Genomic DNA, 20,473 nt, shown 5'->3' on the forward strand with positions numbered 1-20,473 from the left:
ATCCACAATTTACTGTAAAGGAACATATTGGTATTCAAAAACAAGTCTTATTTTAGGTATCCATTGACTACAGCATAACGGATTAAAGAGGCGGTATTCCGTACCCTTGTTTTTTCAATAAGCGTTTGCCGATGTCCCTCCACCGTTCGTTTACTAATAAATAATTGGTCTGCAATTTCATTATTTGTTAATCCCTCCCCAATAAAATGAAGAACTTCAACCTCTCTTGGAGAAAGTTCAAGGGGAGTTTGATCTAAGTATTCAGAAAAACGACCGGGGCGGTGAAAGATCTCTTCTAAATATTGAAGCCCCAATTCAGCACACAAGTACTTCTGCCCGTTTTTTGCCTGCCGTAATGCGAATAAAAGCTCCTCCAGTCCTACACTCTTCAATAAATAACCCATTACCCCTTCAGAAAACGCTTCGAATACATATTTCTGCTGATCCAGCATAGAAAGTATAACGATGTTCACCTTTGGGTAACGAATCTTCAGGGTTTTAATCAGCGTCATCCCGTCCATTTCAGGCATATTCAGATCCGCCAGAATCACATCTACTTCAAGCCCCTCATCTAACAATTCTATAACCTGAGTACCATTTGTCGCTTCACCGACAACCTTAATACTTTTCTCTTGTCCTAACAACAACCGAATTCCATCCCGTACAATATGATGATCTTCAGCTAATACAACTCTTAAACCTTCCATAGCCATGAATTTCGCGAAAAATCACAACAGTCAGCTCTAAAAGAAGAAATATTTCATCTTGATCCAGTAAAATACCGTAGAAATACGTAAACCTAACACGTATTAATTCATAAATAAAAATAATTACGACTAAATTAATCGCATTGATTAAGAAGGAACGTTGGGAATGAGTACTGAAATTACCGTTCCTTTCCCTATAACAGAATTAACAGCCAGGCAGCCATTTAAGAGCTTTGCTTTATTTCGGATTGCTTTCAGGCCGATTCCATGATCTCCAACCAGCTCCGGATCAAATCCTTTTCCATTGTCATGAACCTGAACATGAATTACGTCCTCATTGGCATTAATAGTCAGGTTAATCTTTGTAGCTGCCGCATGTTTAACAACATTCATGATCAGTTCCTGAACCACTCTGTAAATAGAAATTTCTACAAACTTATCCCGTTTATTTTCTAACCCCGTATATACGGTATGTATAAGAATTGCAAGTTGAAATTGATTGCAAATATCATCCAATGCAGCTTTTAATCCAAAGTCTTCCAATATCGCGGGCATCAGCTCGTGGGAGAGCCTCCGGCTTTCTCTGATTGCATCTGCCAATAGCCTATCTGTGTGTTTTAGTCCTTTTAAGTGCGCTACTGAAAGTAAATTACCATGACTGATCATATTTTGAGATAAACTAAGCTTAACGCCATAAAGCAGTTGCCCCAGTCCATTATGCAGGTTTTCAGCGATCCGTTTACGTTCCGCCTGTTGGGTTTCCAGAATAGCCATAAAAACCTCCTTCTGTAGCAATTCATTCTTTTTAAAGAGCTCTACCTGCACCGTCATATCTATATCTACACCTAATACCTTTAATGGTTTTCCATTTTTATCGCGATGTATCGAAGCCTTAACTTTCAAAACCCTGGGTACCTCATCCACTAAAATTTCAATGGTTTCTTCAAATCCGATCGCTCCGGTTTTCAGAAGCTGAGTAATTTTTTCCGCTACAGCTATATAGTTTGCAGTAACATATTGAAGATAAATTTCCGGTACGGGCAATACTTCTTTCTGAAGATTAAAAAGGCGGTACATGCCTTCCGACCAGCTAAAGGCTTCCGTGGTCAGGTCATATTCCCAACTCCCGGCTTTTGCCAGCTCTTCAGATTGTTGTAAGATCATCAGGTTTTTCAACTGCTCCTGCTCTGCAAACTTACGACTGCTGATATTCACTGTTGTCGCGAGCAAAGCATCTCCGATTTTCGCAAACATACTGGAAAACCATTCATTAAAACCATCATAATGATAATGATATTCTGTTTGTTGCACTATTGATGTATCCATGACCTGAAGCATTACATCAAATAAACCGGAGGACTTTACCCCCGGATATTCAGCCAGACAAAGCTTACCAGTCAGATCATCCCGTTTTGCTTCTCTTTCTAATTCCCGGCTAATCATTTCAATCCGGAAATCTATGATCTCCCCTGAATAATTTCTTACCGGCCTTAATAAGGATACCCCCAGCAAACTTGCATCAAAAACGGACTCAATCAAATCTTTACTTTCTTTCAATTCCGTCTTTGTATGGTGCTGTGCCGTCAGGTCCTGAATTACCCCATAAAAACGGGTCCCGCCAATACTTTTGTCGAATGAAAACTCCATCCGCATATTGATCACCCTCGTGTCCAGCTGAGCGGTAATAATGCGGTAATCCTGTTCAAAAGAATCTTTTTTCAGCAATTGATTTTGAAAAGTATGAAGCGCTAAAAGCCGGTCTTCCAGATAGAAATAAGAGAACAACTGTTCAAGACTAAAAGATTTCTCTTGTGGTAAAAGACCGTATATACGATACAGTTCGTCGCTTAAATAAAGGGAATCGGTCCCCGTTAACCCTTCAAAATAGCCGATACTGCCCAATTCCTGAGACAACTTTAAACGATGTTGTTCTTCTAATAACTGAAACTTAGCAATGGTAACTTCAGTGACATCTGTAAACATTAACACCACCCCGTTTTCAGAAGGAATAGCATGGAGAGAAACCCAGATTTGAGTAAGGCCACAAAAATATTCGGTAATACTTGCTTTTTTCTCAAGAATAGCTTTTTGAATGGCATTAAAAGCTTCACAACAAGTGTTTTTATCAAAAAACTCCCAGGCATTTATTCCTATAGTTTCCTCAATTTCCAGTTGAAAAAGTAAACCGGCCTTTCTATTTCCATATAAAATCACATGGTCAACATCCAGCTGTAAACAAGCTACATCGATTAAATTCAAAATATATTCTGCGCTGGAATTTTTAGGTAAATCCACGCAGTTTTCCTGGGAAATACTGATCATAAATAAGGGGGAAACTGAATTATCAATTTCTTAAATAACAAGTCAATACTGAAAGTGTTTTTCTGCGATAAAAAAATCAAATGCGCTGCCAGGAGGAAACCAGGCAGGTTATTAAAATTATTCCAGCTAATTAACCATACATAGTTACGTATTTATACTGAAAATAAAAAAGTAAAAACACCAGACATAAGAGTGTAAAATACCTGAAATCAAGCCCTAAGCTCCCAAATCATTTCAAACTATAAACATTTCTCTACATTGCTTGTTCCGGTGAAATAAATAAAATTGCTATGGAAAATAATAAGGTAAACCTGGAAATTCTAAATGATCTGATTGAAATTCACAATGACCGCATTTTAGATTATGAAAAAGCAATAGATGAATTAGAAGAAAGAGATGCCGACCTGATTGAGCACTTTAATGAAATGATTCAGGAAAGTCACCAGCTAAAGGCAGACCTGAAGAGAAAAATCCTTTCAATTGATGATCAGCCAACAGCGGGAACCAGTACTGCCGGAAAAGTCCACCATGCCTGGTTAGCTATTAAAATTCCATTTACAGGACCGGACCGGGAAAGCATACTTAGTCATTGTGAATTTTGGGAAGTTGCCGCACAAAAAGCTTATCAGACTGCTTTGAAAACCGAAGGATTGTATATTGACATACGCCGCCTGTTAACAAACCAACAAGCGCGACTAACCAGTGCTCATCATCATATCAAAATATTAAGCAACCAAATTGTATAACCAAAAGGACATCAATGCTTGCAGATTCCTTAATCAGTCTAATAGAAACCACAAACTTTACACCATGCAAAAAGGAACAGTGAAATTTTTTAATGCAACAAAAGGATTCGGATTTATTGTCCCTGAAGATGGCGGTGCCGAAATCTTCGTACACTCTTCAGGATTAAAAGAACCTATTCGTGAGAATGATACCGTAAGTTACGAAGTAGCTGACGGTAAAAAGGGCTTAAATGCAGTAAACGTAAGAAAAAGTTAATCTTTCATTTCTTTCCCCCTAAAACACGGCCTGCATCAATTATTATATTCTTGCAGGCCCTTTTTTTTGCCCATTTACCTTTGCAACTACTACTCCGGCCAGGGGAACCCTTATCCTGCAAAATATAACCATGGCCAGCTATTAAAAATACCTGCAAAACATAATTATTAATTATTGTTTTTTGTATAATAATTTATTTAAATACTTAACTTTAGTTTAGAATTAAAACAGAATTGAGCATCCTATTACTTTGAACCACCTAAAACCAATTAAATTACAAATCATAAACAGCATATCAGACATAAACGAACTACAAGCTAATACAATCAACCAAATTAACCACACCACATAACGAAAAGACAAATACACTTATTGATACTTAGTCATAAAAATCAATACTATTCTTTTCTTATTTATTGCGCTCATTATGAATACAAAATCGAAATTTGAACTAGAAATTGTCCGTAAAGTACGAACGATCAGAAAAGAAAGAAACAAGGGGCAAACCTATATTGCCATGGTTCTGAAAGTTTCTGATGGTTATATCGGACAGATTGAGGGAGAAAGATGGCCAGCCATGTACACCTATGATCAACTCAATAAAATAGCTATAGAGTTCGGCTGTAGCCCTCAGGATTTCATCCCAAATGAAAGCATCCGGGAAAACTACAGTTAACAGTAAATAAAGCATATAAACTGATCAATCGGGGGTTTGATTTTAAAATTTTCATTCATCAGTTTATATGCGCTGTTTAGAACCAGCTCAGTATCAGGGAGATCAGGAACCAGACAGCCACTAACAGGATGATGAAAATTACAGAAATCGCTATAATTGCAATAAGGATTGTACTTTTTCCGCTACCTTGATGTTTACCTTCTAAATAATACTGTTCCATAAGTTTCATATTGCGGGTATTGGATTTAAAAAAGAAATCCCAAACCTGACCGATACCCGGAATGGCACCAAAAACGCTGTCTAAAAGAATATTAATACACATTAATACCACAATTTTACTTGTCAGCCCCTTACTTGCCATAGCCAATACCAGTCCGCTGGAAATTAAAAACCCGGTCAGATCACCAACAAAAGGAATCAGATTGAATATTGGATCTAGTCCAAAACGATATTTTGTTCCCGGAATCCGAAACTGCTCATCCATCAAAAAAGACAGTTTCCTCACAAATTGAATGGTGGGCGTATTGGGAATCCCCTGGATATTCAGTGCTTTTTCTGCCATTTTAGAACAACATTACCTCATGATTTTTTTTACTTCAACACCACAATCCGTTTCGCTTCCAGCTTAAAATGAACTGCCCCTGACAGCTCGAGCTGACTCAATACTGTTGAAAGCTCACCAAACCTGGAAAATTCTGCACTGAATAGTTGATTCTGATCAACGTTCTCATACACAACCGGAACATCATACCAGCGGCTGATCTTTTTCATGATACTTCCCAGTGGCTCCGACTTAAATACAAACGATCCATTTTTCCAGGCCACCAGCTCTGCTACATTAACATTTTCCACTTTAGCGGCTGATGGGGTCAGTATAAGCTGCTGTCCGGGTTTCAATACCGTTTCTTTATTTCCTATTCCCGGATGATCAACCAGCACAGCACCACTCAACAAAGCAGTACTAACAACTTCATCATCAGGATAACTACTGACTTGAAAATGCGTACCTAATACCTTTACATACTGCCTGGCCGACTTCACAACAAAGGGACTTGCAGCATTGGCAGCGACCTCAAAATAAGCTTCCCCATTAAGGACCACCTTCCGTATCTTTTGCGTTGAAAAAACACCTGGAAATTTAAGGGAAGAGGCGGCGTTTAACCACACCTTAGTCCCATCAGACAGCGTCAGCATATATTGACCTCCATTTGGGGTTTTAAGGGTGAAATCCATGCCATCAGTGAAAACCGGCAACTCAGTCCCATCGTTATACGTAATTCCTGACTCAGTGATCAGTAATCCGCTTTTAAACTCACTCAGGTTAATCGTTTGTCCATCTGGCAATAAAAGCGAGGCCTTATTACTCCCCGGAACAATGCCATAAGAGGCTGAGCCTGTAACCGGATCATCAAATTTTGAAGCCCTGAATTCCCGATAAAACAAGGACATAAAACCTGTTACCAATAAAGCGAGACAGGCTATTGCGAGATAAGCGAAAGACCTTTGTTTATAAAATGGAATGAGCTTTATCTTATGATCAGCAGACTTAATCACTGAACTCAATAAGGGGTAAAGATCAGCGATATGTTTTTTTAAGCGCACATCGAAAAAATCCTGAGGTAACTCATCAGATAAAGCTTTTTGAATCAGTAAACGCAATTCTTTTTCAGAAAGTGTTCCGAAATGTGCCATCAAAAGCTCTGTTTCTTCATCACTGACAAATTTTCTGAAATAATCAAACACCAGCTTTTCTGCTGTAGTATTCAGCTGAATCCTGAAAGCCGTCTTAAGGGAAATCGTATTCTTATTATCCCATACGGTTAAAAATAAATCCTGAACCAATTTATCTGCTAAATTCTGATCTTTTAAGAGGTATAGCAGTTGCCCGTATATTTTTTCGCTGAAATGCGCATAAAGTTTCCCGAAGGCAACCTCATCTCCTGCTTTCAGTTTGATCAGTACTTCTTTTTCATTCCAGTCTTCCGGTGTTTTAATCCCCATAAATTTTTAGCGTTGTCCTGATTATTTTAACGTCATCCTGATTAATTGAGTACAAGTTTTTCGTACTCAATTAATCAGGAATAGAACAATTAATACTTATAACAATAGTTTAACACAAACGTTTGTATTAAAACGCAGTACTTCTGATTTCTTCTACCTCTTCTACCGAAATCGCCAGGTCTTTACCCAGTTTTCTATAGCCATCAGTGGTAATCACATAATCATCCTCTACTCTAATGCCACCAAAATTCCGGTAAGCCTGTACTTTATCGTAATTGATATATTCTGAAAACTCATTACTGCCCTGCCACTGATCGATTAATTCAGGAATAAAATATAGCCCTGGCTCTACAGTTACAACATACCCTTCTTCCAGTGCTTTCCCCAGTCTAAGTGACTTTAAGCCAAACTGTGTGGTATTTTTCTGAAGTTCATCTGTATATCCTACATATTGTTCGCCAAGATTTTCCATATCATGAACATCTAATCCCATCATATGCCCCGTACCACATTGAAAAAACAAAGCATGTGCGCCTCTGGCCACTGCATCTTCCAGGTTTCCCTTCATCAGACCAAGATTTTTTAATCCTTCAGCAAGACTTAAACAAGACTGATAATGCACATCGATATACCTGACACCAGGTTTTAGTGCTTCAACTGCCTGCTGGTAGGCATGAAGTACAATATTATAGGCATCTTTTTGCTCCGGAAGGAACTTTTTACCCGCCGGGAAGGTGCGCGTAAGGTCACCAGCATAACCCATAGGCGTTTCTGCCCCTGAATCATTCAGTACCATATCACCTTCTTTTAAGATATTGCCATGATAATGATTGTGTAAAATCTGTCCGTTTACCGTTAAAATGATGGGGTAAGAAAGCTGTCCGCCAGAGGTTAAAGCCACCTGATGAACGGCTGCTGCCAACTCATTTTCAGTCATACCTGGTCTGGCAAGTTGCATCGCTTTCAGGTGCATATCTGCAGAAATCACCGAGGCTTTATCTAATTCGATTAATTCCAGTGCTGATTTTACCGAACGTTGCGCCACTACAGCCTTGATAAAAGGAACTGAGGCATTTTCTTGTACCTGTACCGGTTTTATATCCAGCATTTCTGCCAGTTTTATTTTATGCTCTGCGCGATAAGGTGGTAGAAAATGGATGGTTCTACCCTGCCCTTTTGCTTTGGTCAGGTATTGATCCAATTGTTGAAAAGGAGAAAGCCTGGTAACTCCTGCTTCTTCCGCTTTGGCTGAAAGTGTTTTTTGTCTGCCCATCCAAACGATAGCATCCATACTCATCTCATCGCCAAAAAGAGTCACCTGGTTTTCGTCCAGATCTATCACCGCGGCAAGCTGTGGTTCCGGAATCCCGAAGTAATATAAAAATGTGCTGTCTTGTCGAAAGTGATAGGTGTTGTCCAAAAAGTTCATCGGACTTTCTTCATTTCCCAGAAAAAGCAAAATTCCAGATTTAAACTGTTCAGAGAGTTGTTTTCTTCTTGCTATATATTCGTCTTTATGAAACATATTTTAATGGTTTTTAACTGCTTGTTCAAAGTTAGCGCTTAGCTGCAAGTATTCTATCTTTTTCAACGAAATAAAGAGCGGGGGAAGATCAAATTGGCGCATATGCCAAATGATTAAGAGGTTTGCGATGCAGGAAAGACCGCTTTCCAATAAAAAAGGCTACCTCAAAGAGAAGTAGCCCTTAACAAAATGTTTATTTCAATACATGAAAGGCCAGTACGTTCTGTACATCGAACACATTTACTGACTTGTTAAATTTCTTTCTGATACTAGGATGAGCTTCACCGGAAATCCAGATTTTAAGTTCTGCATCAAGATCAAAAGTCCCGGCAGTTTCTACACTAAAACGGGAAATACTTTTGTACGAAACAGACATGTATTCCGTTTTACTGCCTGTAAGTCCTTGTATATCCACCAGAATAAGGCGTTTTGAAGTAAAAATAAAGGTATCCCTGAGCAGTTTAAATCCCAGTTCAATTTCCTCACCTTCAGTTAGCAATTTATGATAATCCTGCTTCAACTGATCGTTATTTACAATACCTGCATTGCCCATCAGGGCAGAGAATAATCCCATATTATATTTTAGTGTTTGGTTTTAAGGTTTCGGCTTTCAATAATTTAAAAGAACTGGCTTTAAACCGGCCGTTTACGACCTTTCCGGTCACTTCTGCTTTTCTAATTTTATTGCAGAAACCATCTTTAGCATGTGCATCACCGTGATCGTCAATATCAGAGCCATCTACAAAATAAGCATGACCATCGATTCGTACCGCAAGATCACATTCTTTTCCCGGAAGGCCGAATTTACATTCCCCACAAGCGGTTTCTACCACATGTGGTTTTTCAAAATTCAGGACAGTGGTTGCTTTTTTTGTTTTTTCCTGAGCCTGAACTCCAATAGCCAGTCCGGCGAAAAACAGAAGCGTAATAAACTTTTTCATAACGGTTTAATTTTGTATAAAAATATAATAAAATCAGGAGAAGCAAGCCAATAATTTTTGCCTTACAAAAAATTCCAGTCTTTCACCGGGGAGTCCTGATGTTCCTTTTTTACAATGGCTTGAAATTGCGCGACCAGGTCCGGATGACTTGCTGCCAGATCTTTAGTTTCGCTTCTGTCAGTTTTCAAATGATAGATCTGCCAGGGGCTATCCCGATCTTTCCTCACATTGGTTCGGACACCTTTCCAATCCCCCATTCTAATGGCTACCTGACCTCCATTTTCAGGAAATTCCCAATATAAATATTTATGTTTTCCCTGTTGTTTTGCTTTCCCCAGTAAAGTGGGTAAAAAAGAAATCCCATCTGTATTTTCGACTTTCTGTCCGGTTAACTCCCCCATTGTTGCTAAAAGATCAAATTGTGCAGAGATCAGATTGCTCCGGGAACCAGCCTTAATTTTACCAGGCCACCTCGCTATAAACGGCTCCCTGATTCCTCCTTCATACACCTCTGTTTTCAACCCCCTAAGGCCGTCCACACTATTAAAATAGGTCGCATTCACCCCCCCGTTGAAAGTTGTACCGTTATCACTGGAAAACATAATGATCGTATTTTCATCTAATCCCAATGCTTTGATTTTCTCCATAATGATCCCTACCTGAGTATCTAAAAAAGTAACCATTGCCGCATAAGTTGAATATGGATACCTGTTTGGCGCATATCCTTGTTGCCCGTAATAAGGCTGCTCTTCAAATTTCCCGATATAAGGCTGCACAAATTCGTCCGGCGCTTGTAAAGAGACATGGGGCAATGGATATGGAAGATATAAAAAGAAAGGATTTTCTTTATTCTGATCGATAAACGACAATGCTTTTTCCGTCATTTTTTCAGGGGCATAAACCTTCCCTTTATAGTAATCGAAATCTTTAGCTGTAGCTTTTTTGGGATCCAGCGCCCGGTGAACATTTATAAAAGTATTGTCCAGCGTATCCCGCTGGTCATTTTCCCATAAATGTGTTGGATAAAAACTATGTGCTTGTTTTTGATCCAGCAATCCATAATAATAATCAAATCCCTGCTTCAGGGGAGAGCCAGAAGTTCCATTCATCCCCAGTCCCCATTTACCAACCAGACCTGTTTTATAACCTGCCTGCTGCATCAGATGACCTACAGTAAAAGTCCCTTCCTTTAAGGGCAACTGGCCTCGTTCCTCACTATCCGGAAAACCACCAAGTTCGTAATTGCCACGAATATCAGCATGACCAGCATGTTTACCAGTCATGAGCATGGCCCTGGCAGGCGCGCAAACCGGCGTCCCGGTATAATGATCAGTAAATTTCATCCCCTCCTTTGCCAGGCGGTCCAGATTGGGAGTTTTGATCTTCTGTTGCCCGTAAGCTCCGATTTCTGCATACCCTAAATCATCAGCATAAATGTAAATGACATTTGGCTTTTTTTGAGCAAAGCCATTATTAACTGGCATCAATCCGAAAATAAATTGAACAAGAATTCCTAAAAATACGACGGGTTTTTTCATTGCTGTCTAAGATATAGAAAGATCCCTAAAATATTGTCGTCTGCTTTTCGTAATTTTGCGCTCCCAATTCGGGACAATATTTCAAATTTATCAGCTAAACGTCTGATTTACCCCACTTAAGACCTCCACATTATGAAAAAACATAGCCTGCTTAATATCCCTCCATTACCCGCAGTGTTATTGGCCATCATCAGTGTTCAGGCGGGCGCAGCGATCGCAAAAGGACTTTTTCCGGCCATTGGCCCTACTGCCACAGCCTCGCTACGTATCGGATTATCGGCAATTATTTTGTTGCTGGTAAATCGCCCAAACTTATTTAAACTCACAAAAGCGCAATGGAAAGCTGTGATTCCTTATGGTTTGGCATTGGGTGCGATGAATGTGATTTTTTACATGGCAATTAAGCGGATTCCACTGGGCTTAGGTGTTACCCTTGAGTTTATCGGCCCCTTGTTACTGGCCGTATTCAATTCTAAACGCGGACTGGATTACCTTTGGGTATTGCTTGCTGCTGTAGGAATTGCCTTAATTGCACCATGGTCTAACCAGGGATTAGACCTGATCGGGGTACTATTGGCCTTATTAGCCGGAGGATTCTGGGCAGCATATATTGTACTGGGTAGCCGGATTTCCAAGATTATGAAAGGTGGCGATGCCGTTTCTGTGGGCATGATTTTTGCAACGTTGCTTGTGGTTCCTTTTGGATTTATCGGTGGTGGATTCGGCGAAATCACACCCACCTTATTATTACTTGGTGCTGCATTAGCCCTTTTATCAAGTGCCATTCCTTTCACTTTAGAAATGAGTGCCCTCGGTCAAATGCCGGCACGTACTTTCAGTATTTTGATGAGTATGGAGCCTGCTGTAGCCTCTTTAGCAGGAATAGTATTTCTACATGAACACCTTTCTCTTTTTGAATACCTTGCCGTTGCTTTAGTCGTGATTGCCAGTGCTGGTGCAACCCTGACTTCCAAAAAAGAAACCTTATAAAAGATTTATTCTGAAAAACCGCTCCATGAACTATTAATCATGGAGTGCTAAAAAGCTCAATAGCTCTTCTTTTTCTTCAGCTTCCAGTTCTACGATTCCTTCGATTACCCGGAACAATTGTCCTCTTTCATTAGAATTGAGTAACACATGGGTTAACCTGACAAAAGCTTTCTTTTGATCAATACTCAGTCCACTAAACAACTTTGGCTGCAGCTCATACATCACTTTTAGGGTCTCTATCAGGTCCGTCCTTTGCGCGGCATCCGCTTCGCTAAACTGAGGTAATACCCCTTCCATGGCATACTTCTCCATCAGTTTACTAGAAAATTCTTTCAGGAAAGGTTTTCTTTTGGCTCTCAACAGCTCGTTTACCTTTTTGATCAGAAACTTATACTCCGGAGAAGATTTTGTACGGGCATACAGCTTTACCTGTGCCTCATAATCAGAACTGCTAAAATCAAACTCATCAAAGAACTCGCTCTCAATGAAAACACTATGATAATACTCATCGGCTTTCTTATTCAGCGTAGTGTAGTCTTTATAAACTTCCTGACCTTTATCATTGACAAAGTAATTCTTAGACAGTTCCTTGTGCAGTGATTCCTTCCATTGGATGAATTTCACTTTAAATATGGTATTGCTTTCCGGATATCTAAAAACCAGACCATCTTCCTGATCAATGATATTTTCCTGATAAGCTAAAGGTTCGCCATTGACAACAATAGAAAAACCCCTGTTTTTGTGCAGCTCCAGAAACCAGCAGAATTCTGCTTGTAAATAAGGAATGATACTCAATTCCATTGCTTCTTTTGAAAACTGTACATTAGAAAATGAAACGGTAGTACCTGTGGATTTCCCCTTTACATCTTCCGCTAAAAGCTTCGCTTCATAATTATTCAATTCTCCGACTGCGACCTTAATGCTCCCGTTTTTCAACAAACCATTTTCTTCATAGGTCGTATTCCATTCCGCCGCATGCGCAAAAGTAAAAAAGGTAAGTCTACCAACCCCATTCTTTCCATGCATCGTCGATTTATGTAGCTGAATTCGTTGTTCGAGTGCTTTTTCGGATTCATAGAATGGATTAAACTTATCTTTCAATAAAGAAAAGTTGATCCCATACCCGTTATCAGCGACTTTCAAACTTTCTATGCTACCAAGCGCATTAAAAGTATAATCAATCAAAATGGTATCCGCTTTTGCATCAAAACCATTCCAGATGTACTCTGCAAGCGCCTGTTTTTCATTATAAAGACGCAAAACTTTTTTAATCCCTGTGGAAGTGATATTTACATTATTGGCCATGCTGAGTTAATTGGAGTTTGAAATTCAAATTTAAGCTTTTGTCTATTCTTTATCAACGTTAGGATTAGAATCTATACCTGTTTTTACACCGCAGCCGAACGACTCTGCTCAGCATCGTCAGACTGCTCATTCAAGGATCCAGGATTAAAATTTGCAGATCCAGAGCTAAGATTTGTGATCGAACCGGAATAAACCATTTCATAATGTTCCACGGTTGGAAAAGGATCATAATACTGATGCAGTAATGCTTTCCAATCCAGATATGCTGCGGACTGCCTGAAACCGATGGTATGGTCTGTTAACTCCTCCCAGTTCACCAATAAAAGATATCGGTTTGAAACCTCCAGACATCTTTGCAACTGATGTCCGTGGTATCCTTTCATGCTGCTAATGATAGCTGATGCTTTTTCAAAATCTTTCTCAAAAGAAAGTGTCTGTTGCGGAATAACTTCTAATATGGCGACTTCTAAAATCATTTCTTTTCGCGGGTGTAAGTGATGTACATCAGGTCAGGGGCTGTACTGAAGAAAGGCTTCATCAGGCTAACGATTTGTCCCTGATGGTAGGCGGAATGAACAATCAGGTGGGTTAAGATATCCGATATCAGGCTCTCGTAAGAGATTCCTTTGGTATTGTAATAACGCACTTTGCGCTGAAGGTCTGCTGCGTCCAGCTGTTCCAGAAAACCTGTCATCAGCTGATAATTCTGATCCAGCAATTGCTGCCAGTCCTTTTCATCAAACTTTTCCCAGACTTCCACATCCTGCATTTCTCCAACCATCCGACTCCGCCATACCCTTGTTGTAGCGAGTAAATGGTTAAAAAGATCTTTTGCACGTTGCGGAATCTCCTCAGCCGCCTGCATGGATTGAATTAGCCTGACATTTGTCCAATAGTCAAAAGCCAACAGGTTAAAAAAATAATCCTTCATAAATCTGAATCTATGAAGGACAAGTTATAAAAATTTCCGAAAACAATTCTTCAAAGAATTATAAGACTGTTAAACTGTCGGCATCATAGATCAGCGTTGCTTTATCTGCTGTTTTATATAGTTTTCCAGCCATCACTACTTTCCTGGCTGCTAAATTTCCAGCCTCCTCTATTTTCATTTGATGGTTCACTTTAAGTAAGCTCCCATCATCAAGAATCATTTCCAATTGTCCGTTAGCTGCAACTGTAGAAACCAATCCTTTAATTTTCAATTCTGCGGATGTTCTCTTTTTCATAAAAGACCTTACTGACGATAAATCGATAAGATCTACATCTTTCAATGGGGCGCCAAAAACAAGCTTCCCGGTCACCACATCAACAGGCCTCAGCTTAACCACATCAGCATCAGGCTGATAAAAACGATTACCAATCACAAAAGCCAATAATAAAAGTACAACAAGCTTAAGGATACGCACACCCTTATCTGTGTAAACGAAATATGTTTTTTCGCTGTTTACCCTATTTAAGATTTCATTTACAGCTAATGAATTTTTCCTGATCAGATGTCCCATGTCATTTATGATTTATGATGGGTCAAATTTCCTGTTTATTTCCCCCCTCATTGTTGACCTATGGTAAGTAATCATAAAGCCCCTAAAAAGATGACGATAACCTGAATAACATCGACGAAAATAATTTCGTCGATTGGTCGAGAAGTTCCGGCGGTTTGTCGACCGTTCTTTTGATATGGTCTAAAGCGCCAAAAACTGCAGTAACCTTTCTCATTTGAGCTGGTCTTAACTACAAAAAACCTTAAAAAACTTAAAAACAAAAGATATGAAAACTTCCATCAAAACCCTATTCGCTACAGCTTTAACAGCTATCGTTTTAACTTCTTCAGCTTTCACTACTATTGCTAAAGAGAAATCGCCAACAAGTAACCGTGCTACTGTAAAATTCAATAAAGTAGTGGTAACCGGAAATGCAAATGTAGTCCTGATCCAGGGAAACAAAGAAAGCATCAACAGTTATGATGAAGTTCAAAGCAGCAATACTACCGTTCAGCAAAAAGGCTACACCCTGTACATCAATTCTACTGATAAAAGCACTATTTATGTACATGTAAAAGACCTCCAAAGAATTGATGCGGCGCAAACTTCCACCATAAGAACCCGCGGCAACTTTGACCTTGCTGTACTTCAGATCTTCCTGAAAGATAACGCTAAAGCAAAGGTGAATGCGACTATCGGAAGCCTGTACACAGAGATGGATGGAGCGTCTGATTTGAAACTAAGCGGATCATCAACTGAACACAAATTGGTTAGAAATGATGAAACCAGATTAAACCTAACCGGTTTCGTCATTGCAAAATTGTAATGACCAGGATTATAGCCCCGACCACATCATGAAGGCAGGTTCCTTCAGCTAAAAAACGAAAAACCGTTCAGAAGGAGAGCGGTTTTTTTTGGTATATAAGAAATGTACTATTGAAAAAAGCCGCTACAACAAATCATTAGCCAGATTAGCCAGCTCACTACGCTCCCCTTTATCTAAGGTAATGTGTGCATATAGCGGATGATTTTTCGCACTTTCAATCAGGTAGGATAAACCATTACTTTCTGCATCCAGATAAGGCGTATCAATCTGGTAAATATCCCCTGTAAACACAATCTTAGTGTCTTCGCCTGCGCGGGAGATAATGGTTTTGATCTCATGCGGGGTCAGATTTTGCGCTTCATCTACAATGAAAAAGATCTTTGTCAGCGTTCTCCCCCTGATATAAGCCAACGGAGCGATCAAAATCTTTTCTGTCTGGACAAACTCCTCAATCCTTGCCTGGGTTTTAGGATCATGCTGAAACTGCTCTTTAATAAACCTCAGGTTGTCCCATATTGGCGCCATATAAGGATCAATCTTTGATTTTGCATCACCCGGCAAAAAGCCGATATCTTTGTTACTTAAGGCAACGATAGGCCGTGTCACATAAATCTGCCGGTAATCTTTACGCATTTCCAAAGCACTGGCTATCGCGATTAACGTTTTCCCTGTCCCTGCTTTCCCCTGAATGGTCACCAGCTTCACTGCCGGATTCATTAAAGCATTAATCGCCATGCACTGCTCCTCATTTCTTGGAGAAATATTGAAAACCTTTTGAGACTTCAGGCGGATCAGCCGGTCGGTCTGAACCTCATAATAGGCCGTCTGAGTTTTTCGTTTACTTTTCAGAATATAAAAATGATTTCCGCCATCCGCTGTCAGCTTCATCTCTGCAGCTGAAATACTCCCTTCATTTTTCAAAGCCTCAAAAAGCTGCGCCTCTACATTTGGAAGAATTGTTTTTCCGGTATACAATGCAGCTACATTTTTGACTTTCCCTGTTTCATAATCTTCCGCATGAAGGTCCACAGATTTCGCCTTTAGCCGCAAGCAAATGTCTTTAGAGACCAGAACTACCTTCTTTTCCGGAAACTCTTCCTGCAAGCTCAGTGCTGCATTTAAAATACGGTGGTCAAATTTCCCTGCGCCAAAAATAGCCTCAGCATCATAAAGCGCAGGTTTCTTATCCATGACCACTTTAAAATGCCCCTGCTTAACACCCTTCAAAGGAATCCAATGATTCATGATTTTATCTCCGGAAGCCTGGTCCATCAAACGGATAAAGCTTCTGGCTTCCGCATTGCGTGTTTCATTCCCGTTTTTCATGTTGTCCAGCTCCTCCAGCACCTGTATGGGGATCGCCACATCATGTTCCTGAAAATTATTGAAGGCATTATGATCGTACAGGATAACTGAAGTATCCAGCACAAATATCTTTTTCTTCACAGAATTACGCTTTAAGGATGGTTTAGTCATGGTTCTTAAATTTAGCGATTTTCCGGAAATCTACCACAATTACCTGACCTTCTTTTTCTTCTTCAGATCCATTACCTTAAGCAATTTATAAAACAACTCATTATTCGGATAAGTTCCCTTGAATTCTGCTGATCCGGGACCATATGCAAACACAGGGACCATAATATTCGTGTGGTCATTTGTACTAAATGAGCCGGTCACCATCCCCTTTTCTGCTGAAGCATCCAATAAAGTTAGGCCCCCGGTTTCATGATCAGCAGTGATTAGTACTAAAGTCTCTTTATTTTGATCTGCAAATTGTAATGCAGCGGCAACGGTCTTATCAAAATCATGAAGTTCCGTAACCACATAAGGCAAATCGTTCACATGGCCACCATGGTCAATCTGAGCACCTTCAGCCATGATAAAAAAACCGTTACTATTCGCCGACAAGATTTTCAAAGTATGCTGTAAACTTTCTTTTAGCAGCTCCCCACGTCCATCTTTTACAGATCTGATGGCACTATCCGGTAATAAAACCAAATGTTTCCCCTGACCATGTTTAAAGAAATCTGTGGCTTGAGTACTCAATTGAAAACCCTGCGCTTTCAACTTGCTCATCAATTCGACATCCTTATTTTTCAGAAAACTCTTTTGATTAGAGCCCAGCAGAATCTCGGCCTTGCTCTGCAATAAATCTGCCGCAATCTCCTGTGACATTGCCCGGTCTATCTGGTGTGCATAAAATGCCGCATTAGTCGCATCAGTCAGGTCACCAACACTGATAATCCCACTTTTAACCCCATAATCAGCCAGTGTATCTACCAGATTGATCATTTTTCTTCCATCAGGTCCAACCCCGATATATCGGTTATTCGTTTTTCCACCTGTAGCAATTGCAGACGCACCCGCAGCAGAATCTGTATTTCCTGCATCGGCAGCAGCCGTTTGAGAAAAACCAATATTACGGACATTACTCATGTTTAACTGTCCGTGATTGGCAATATAACCTGCATGAATCTGTGCCAGCCCCATCCCGTCACCAATCAACAGGATGACATTTTTAACCGGCTTAGGCAGTCCGTCCACCTTATATTCCGGCGTATAAACCGGATAAGCAACCGGATTGGTATAAGTCAGTTTATCTTTATGAACATAAAAATCCTTTAGTTTCCCCGGTTGATCCGTATTTATCCAGTCGGCACCCAGCCTTTCCAAAACGATCCAGGTATTAGGACTGTCCTGTGTTGCCCAAAATCTAAACGGTTTCTGTTTCAAATGTGCAGCATCAATTAATGACTTCAATGTTGCAAGATCAACAGGAGTCGGGTTTCCTTTCCCATTCCAGGAGGTGTAATTTTTCAAATCATCGCTGATCATCGCTATTCTTTTCAATTGATCAGCGGTATAATTGATATTCGGCCTGCCATCAAAAGATAAATAGTCCGGGAAATCAACGAAATGCTGAGGTTTAGGCATATCACCACTAATGACGATACGAATCGCATTTGGATTCATTTGATTATTGAAAACTCCCGGATAAGCGGAAAGATCTTTGATCAGTTGTGCCAGGACCATTGGATGATTCTCTTTAATATCAACCACCAATTGTAGTTTCATCTTTGCATCGGCATAAGCTTTATTGCCATTCTGCCGGAACAACTTAGCCAAAGGCTCCAGATAAAAGCCCTTCAATGTGGCATCCGCCTTAATTTCTGAAGGATCGTGGGCCACATACAAGACTCCGTTTTTCAGAAAAACGTCTGCTTCAATAGCGCCCATCCCCGCATAATAAGCGGTCAATAATGGAATATTCTGGTGATAATCATTGTGACTATGACCGGAATTAAAACTTAAAGCATGTTGTGCTCTGGCATCCATTGCAAATAAGACTCCTGCAAAAACTGCAGTGCGAATGATATTTTTTATATCCATATTTTGTTTTGTATCAAATCTTATTCAAATGACAAGCAATCTGCTGCAGATCAAAAGAACAAATTCGTAGGTAAAAAAGAAGATGATCTAAAAGAATTACTGAAAAAGAACAATTTTGAAAAGCAACAGCAGTCTGGCTCTAAACCAAAACTGCTGCTGCTTTCAGGATAATAGGGCGTCTATCCCTCATGTAATGTTGCGTAAAAAACTAACGCTAAAAAAATCAGGTTAAAACCTGCTGATTTACCAGCCCGGGTTTTGAGTAATCACACCGCCACTGTTGTCGATTTCTCTTCGTGGAACAGCCCAGACATCATGCACCTCAGGATTAAATACTCTGGATGGCCAAATCACATTTCCTTGTGAATCGTGTAAGGGTAAAGCATAAACAGCCTTTGCATCGCCCCATCTCACTAAATCCCTGTGGCGATCTGCCCATTCACCAGCCAGCTCACTACGACGTTCCCGCTTCAAATCCATCAGATTCATTCCTGATTTCGCGATTAAACCTGCACGAACTCTGATTTTATTGAGTTCGGTATCCCCTGCTCCAGCTCCACTGATCATAATGGCAGCTTCCGCTTTGATCAGCAAGACTTCTGCAAAACGCATCAAAGGAACATTCAAATCCGTTGTCCCGTTATCCCCGTTCGGATTCACATGGGTTGGTATTGGATTCTCATAAGAAAAAGGCTCCATATATTTTTTAAACTGATAATCAGAAGTGGCCCCACCATCTTTTGTAAAACTACGCTCCTGACCAAAGTAAAAGAACTTATCGCCGGTTTTTAAAATGGTAGCCTCCCTACGCTGGTCGTTCGCTTCATACGAATCATATAGTTCCTTTGTTGGCAGGTAATACCCCCATCCATTGTAAATACCCCAACCTTTATTGGTCAACATGACACCAGGAAGCTTACTTCCCCAACCCGTACCACCACCGCTAGGCGTACACACTACGGACCAGATGTATTCTTTTGACCAATTGTTTGAGGCTTTGAAAACATCTGAAAACCTGGTCATCACCAAATCATGCTGTCCGGAATTAATCACCATATCTGCATATTTTACTGCATTAGGATAATCCTTTTTATACAGATAAACCTTCGACAAATACGCCCATGCGGCAGTTTTATGTGCTTTCCCGTAATCTGTGGCTTTCAACTCCGAAAACAAAGGCAATTGATCTGCTGCTTTCAAAAACAACTGAATGATATAATCATAGTTTTCATTCACGTTCTTCGCTCGCGGAATCGCCTTTGAAGGATCAGTATCCGGACTTACAATTGGTACTCCGGCTTTCTCATTTCCATAATTGGCTGCCAGTTGGAAATACACCAATGCAGCATTAAAATAAGCATCACCGATCACTTGCTTCTTCAGTTTTTCATCCATCTGAATGGCCGGAACATACTTAATAATGTCATTGGCGCGCTTAACTACCGCATAACGCATAGACCATTGCGTCTCCGTGTATCCACCACCAACATAAGTTTTATTAAAGTTTTTAATGTTATCAGCCTCAGGCTTGTTTCTACCGGTTACCATATCATCGCTGGCATTGATAAACCAGAACATCCCTCTGCCATAAAAATCTTCTTCGTTATACTTCTCATACAAACCGTTTTCTGCTTTAACTGCATCTTCCGGTGTTTTCCAGAAATTCTGAGCAGATGGAGCGCCTTCCGGATCGATATTAAGCTGTTTTTTACAGGAGCTTAAAATTACCAGTGCTGCAATGGCAACATACTTTATATTTCTTTTCATTT

21 protein-coding genes are annotated in these 20,473 nt (G+C 40.1%); 6 read left to right on the plus strand and 15 right to left on the minus strand.

Features of this window, described 5'->3' with window-relative positions:
- Positions 1 to 47: 47 nt before the first annotated feature.
- Together OQX61_RS19425 and OQX61_RS19430 are read right to left on the minus strand one after the other, a co-directional pair.
- The gene (locus OQX61_RS19425) at positions 48 to 707 is read right to left on the minus strand and encodes a response regulator transcription factor (protein WP_265843468.1); all 660 of its coding nucleotides are present in this window, start codon (positions 705 to 707) and stop codon (positions 48 to 50) included.
- A 147-nt stretch (positions 708 to 854) separates the two neighbouring features.
- Positions 855 to 3,029 carry an ATP-binding protein gene (locus tag OQX61_RS19430; RefSeq protein WP_265843469.1) on the minus strand — a complete coding sequence of 725 codons (2,175 nt, stop codon included), beginning with the start codon at positions 3,027 to 3,029 and terminating at the stop codon, positions 855 to 857.
- A 290-nt stretch (positions 3,030 to 3,319) separates the two neighbouring features.
- Here OQX61_RS19430 and OQX61_RS19435 point away from each other — a divergent pair, with 290 nt between their 5' ends.
- The 3 genes from OQX61_RS19435 (at position 3,320) to OQX61_RS19445 (ending at position 4,707) form a co-directional block, all read left to right on the plus strand.
- On the plus strand, positions 3,320 to 3,775 hold the full coding sequence (locus OQX61_RS19435; RefSeq protein ID WP_265843470.1) for a PA2169 family four-helix-bundle protein: 456 nt from the start codon (positions 3,320 to 3,322) through the stop codon (positions 3,773 to 3,775).
- 64 nt (positions 3,776 to 3,839) lie between these two features.
- Complete coding sequence (locus OQX61_RS19440) at positions 3,840 to 4,031, plus strand: cold-shock protein (protein ID WP_265843471.1); 192 nt, start codon at positions 3,840 to 3,842, stop codon at positions 4,029 to 4,031.
- Positions 4,032 to 4,458: 427 nt separating this feature from the next.
- Positions 4,459 to 4,707 carry a helix-turn-helix transcriptional regulator gene (locus OQX61_RS19445; RefSeq protein WP_265843472.1) on the plus strand — a complete coding sequence of 83 codons (249 nt, stop codon included), beginning with the start codon at positions 4,459 to 4,461 and terminating at the stop codon, positions 4,705 to 4,707.
- 76 nt (positions 4,708 to 4,783) lie between these two features.
- Here OQX61_RS19445 and OQX61_RS19450 read toward each other — a convergent pair whose 3' ends face one another.
- The 6 genes from OQX61_RS19450 to OQX61_RS19475 form a co-directional block, all read right to left on the minus strand.
- Positions 4,784 to 5,269: a DUF4112 domain-containing protein gene (locus OQX61_RS19450; protein ID WP_265843473.1), complete on the minus strand. Its 486-nt coding sequence runs from the start codon at positions 5,267 to 5,269 to the stop codon at positions 4,784 to 4,786.
- A 29-nt stretch (positions 5,270 to 5,298) separates the two neighbouring features.
- A complete protein-coding gene (locus tag OQX61_RS19455) occupies positions 5,299 to 6,708 on the minus strand; it encodes a FecR domain-containing protein (protein ID WP_265843474.1) in 1,410 nt (469 codons plus the stop codon).
- A 127-nt stretch (positions 6,709 to 6,835) separates the two neighbouring features.
- Positions 6,836 to 8,233: an aminopeptidase P family protein gene (locus OQX61_RS19460; RefSeq protein WP_265843476.1), complete on the minus strand. Its 1,398-nt coding sequence runs from the start codon at positions 8,231 to 8,233 to the stop codon at positions 6,836 to 6,838.
- A 193-nt stretch (positions 8,234 to 8,426) separates the two neighbouring features.
- The gene (locus tag OQX61_RS19465) at positions 8,427 to 8,807 is read right to left on the minus strand and encodes a PH domain-containing protein (RefSeq protein WP_265843477.1); all 381 of its coding nucleotides are present in this window, start codon (positions 8,805 to 8,807) and stop codon (positions 8,427 to 8,429) included.
- Position 8,808: 1 nt separating this feature from the next.
- The gene (locus OQX61_RS19470) at positions 8,809 to 9,174 is read right to left on the minus strand and encodes a DUF6370 family protein (RefSeq protein ID WP_265843478.1); all 366 of its coding nucleotides are present in this window, start codon (positions 9,172 to 9,174) and stop codon (positions 8,809 to 8,811) included.
- Between the two features lie 62 nt (positions 9,175 to 9,236).
- On the minus strand, positions 9,237 to 10,712 hold the full coding sequence (locus OQX61_RS19475) for an arylsulfatase (RefSeq protein WP_265843479.1): 1,476 nt from the start codon (positions 10,710 to 10,712) through the stop codon (positions 9,237 to 9,239).
- Between the two features lie 132 nt (positions 10,713 to 10,844).
- On the opposite strand from OQX61_RS19475, the gene OQX61_RS19480 reads away from it, so the two are divergent.
- Complete coding sequence (locus OQX61_RS19480) at positions 10,845 to 11,702, plus strand: DMT family transporter (protein WP_265843480.1); 858 nt, start codon at positions 10,845 to 10,847, stop codon at positions 11,700 to 11,702.
- 33 nt (positions 11,703 to 11,735) lie between these two features.
- Here OQX61_RS19480 and OQX61_RS19485 read toward each other — a convergent pair whose 3' ends face one another.
- From OQX61_RS19485 to OQX61_RS19500, 4 genes are all read right to left on the minus strand, one after another.
- Positions 11,736 to 13,007, minus strand: coding sequence for an ATP-binding protein (locus OQX61_RS19485; protein ID WP_265843481.1), 1,272 nt, complete (start codon positions 13,005 to 13,007; stop codon positions 11,736 to 11,738).
- An 83-nt stretch (positions 13,008 to 13,090) separates the two neighbouring features.
- Positions 13,091 to 13,483, minus strand: a complete 393-nt coding sequence (locus tag OQX61_RS19490; RefSeq protein ID WP_265843482.1) for an antibiotic biosynthesis monooxygenase — start codon at positions 13,481 to 13,483, stop codon at positions 13,091 to 13,093.
- Positions 13,480 to 13,938 (minus strand): DinB family protein, encoded by a 459-nt coding sequence (locus tag OQX61_RS19495; RefSeq protein WP_265843483.1) that lies wholly within the window; start codon positions 13,936 to 13,938, stop codon positions 13,480 to 13,482. The genes OQX61_RS19490 and OQX61_RS19495 overlap by 4 nt, the downstream gene beginning before the upstream one ends.
- 58 nt (positions 13,939 to 13,996) lie before the next feature.
- Positions 13,997 to 14,509: a hypothetical protein gene (locus tag OQX61_RS19500; RefSeq protein ID WP_265843484.1), complete on the minus strand. Its 513-nt coding sequence runs from the start codon at positions 14,507 to 14,509 to the stop codon at positions 13,997 to 13,999.
- Between the two features lie 265 nt (positions 14,510 to 14,774).
- On the opposite strand from OQX61_RS19500, the gene OQX61_RS19505 reads away from it, so the two are divergent.
- On the plus strand, positions 14,775 to 15,314 hold the full coding sequence (locus OQX61_RS19505) for a DUF2807 domain-containing protein (RefSeq protein ID WP_265843485.1): 540 nt from the start codon (positions 14,775 to 14,777) through the stop codon (positions 15,312 to 15,314).
- A 123-nt stretch (positions 15,315 to 15,437) separates the two neighbouring features.
- On the opposite strand, the gene OQX61_RS19510 is transcribed toward OQX61_RS19505, so the two are convergent.
- A complete protein-coding gene (locus OQX61_RS19510; protein ID WP_265843486.1) occupies positions 15,438 to 16,790 on the minus strand; it encodes a PhoH family protein in 1,353 nt (450 codons plus the stop codon).
- Positions 16,791 to 16,829: 39 nt separating this feature from the next.
- Positions 16,830 to 18,704, minus strand: coding sequence for an alkaline phosphatase (locus tag OQX61_RS19515; RefSeq protein ID WP_265843487.1), 1,875 nt, complete (start codon positions 18,702 to 18,704; stop codon positions 16,830 to 16,832).
- 3 nt (positions 18,705 to 18,707) lie between these two features.
- On the opposite strand from OQX61_RS19515, the gene OQX61_RS19520 reads away from it, so the two are divergent.
- Positions 18,708 to 18,875, plus strand: coding sequence for a hypothetical protein (locus OQX61_RS19520; protein WP_265843488.1), 168 nt, complete (start codon positions 18,708 to 18,710; stop codon positions 18,873 to 18,875).
- A gap of 72 nt (positions 18,876 to 18,947) precedes the next feature.
- Here OQX61_RS19520 and OQX61_RS19525 read toward each other — a convergent pair whose 3' ends face one another.
- A complete protein-coding gene (locus OQX61_RS19525) occupies positions 18,948 to 20,471 on the minus strand; it encodes a RagB/SusD family nutrient uptake outer membrane protein (RefSeq protein ID WP_265843489.1) in 1,524 nt (507 codons plus the stop codon).
- Positions 20,472 to 20,473 lie beyond the last annotated feature (2 nt).

Origin of the sequence: Pedobacter sp. PLR (assembly GCF_026239675.1) — a bacterium.
Taxonomy (GTDB): domain Bacteria; phylum Bacteroidota; class Bacteroidia; order Sphingobacteriales; family Sphingobacteriaceae; genus Pedobacter.

Excerpts from the sequence above, each read along its gene's own strand:
- OQX61_RS19425 (WP_265843468.1), bottom strand. The coding sequence starts at position 707 with ATGGAAGGTTTAAGAGTTGTATTAGCTGAAGATCATCATATTGTACGG.
- OQX61_RS19430 (WP_265843469.1), bottom strand. The coding sequence starts at position 3,029 with ATGATCAGTATTTCCCAGGAAAACTGCGTGGATTTACCTAAAAATTCC.
- OQX61_RS19435 (WP_265843470.1), top strand. The coding sequence starts at position 3,320 with ATGGAAAATAATAAGGTAAACCTGGAAATTCTAAATGATCTGATTGAA.
- OQX61_RS19440 (WP_265843471.1), top strand. The coding sequence starts at position 3,840 with ATGCAAAAAGGAACAGTGAAATTTTTTAATGCAACAAAAGGATTCGGA.
- OQX61_RS19445 (WP_265843472.1), top strand. The coding sequence starts at position 4,459 with ATGAATACAAAATCGAAATTTGAACTAGAAATTGTCCGTAAAGTACGA.
- OQX61_RS19450 (WP_265843473.1), bottom strand. The coding sequence starts at position 5,269 with ATGGCAGAAAAAGCACTGAATATCCAGGGGATTCCCAATACGCCCACC.
- OQX61_RS19455 (WP_265843474.1), bottom strand. The coding sequence starts at position 6,708 with ATGGGGATTAAAACACCGGAAGACTGGAATGAAAAAGAAGTACTGATC.
- OQX61_RS19460 (WP_265843476.1), bottom strand. The coding sequence starts at position 8,233 with ATGTTTCATAAAGACGAATATATAGCAAGAAGAAAACAACTCTCTGAA.
- OQX61_RS19465 (WP_265843477.1), bottom strand. The coding sequence starts at position 8,807 with ATGGGATTATTCTCTGCCCTGATGGGCAATGCAGGTATTGTAAATAAC.
- OQX61_RS19470 (WP_265843478.1), bottom strand. The coding sequence starts at position 9,174 with ATGAAAAAGTTTATTACGCTTCTGTTTTTCGCCGGACTGGCTATTGGA.
- OQX61_RS19475 (WP_265843479.1), bottom strand. The coding sequence starts at position 10,712 with ATGAAAAAACCCGTCGTATTTTTAGGAATTCTTGTTCAATTTATTTTC.
- OQX61_RS19480 (WP_265843480.1), top strand. The coding sequence starts at position 10,845 with ATGAAAAAACATAGCCTGCTTAATATCCCTCCATTACCCGCAGTGTTA.
- OQX61_RS19485 (WP_265843481.1), bottom strand. The coding sequence starts at position 13,007 with ATGGCCAATAATGTAAATATCACTTCCACAGGGATTAAAAAAGTTTTG.
- OQX61_RS19490 (WP_265843482.1), bottom strand. The coding sequence starts at position 13,483 with ATGATTTTAGAAGTCGCCATATTAGAAGTTATTCCGCAACAGACACTT.
- OQX61_RS19495 (WP_265843483.1), bottom strand. The coding sequence starts at position 13,938 with ATGAAGGATTATTTTTTTAACCTGTTGGCTTTTGACTATTGGACAAAT.
- OQX61_RS19500 (WP_265843484.1), bottom strand. The coding sequence starts at position 14,509 with ATGGGACATCTGATCAGGAAAAATTCATTAGCTGTAAATGAAATCTTA.
- OQX61_RS19505 (WP_265843485.1), top strand. The coding sequence starts at position 14,775 with ATGAAAACTTCCATCAAAACCCTATTCGCTACAGCTTTAACAGCTATC.
- OQX61_RS19510 (WP_265843486.1), bottom strand. The coding sequence starts at position 16,790 with ATGACTAAACCATCCTTAAAGCGTAATTCTGTGAAGAAAAAGATATTT.
- OQX61_RS19515 (WP_265843487.1), bottom strand. The coding sequence starts at position 18,704 with ATGGATATAAAAAATATCATTCGCACTGCAGTTTTTGCAGGAGTCTTA.
- OQX61_RS19525 (WP_265843489.1), bottom strand. The coding sequence starts at position 20,471 with ATGAAAAGAAATATAAAGTATGTTGCCATTGCAGCACTGGTAATTTTA.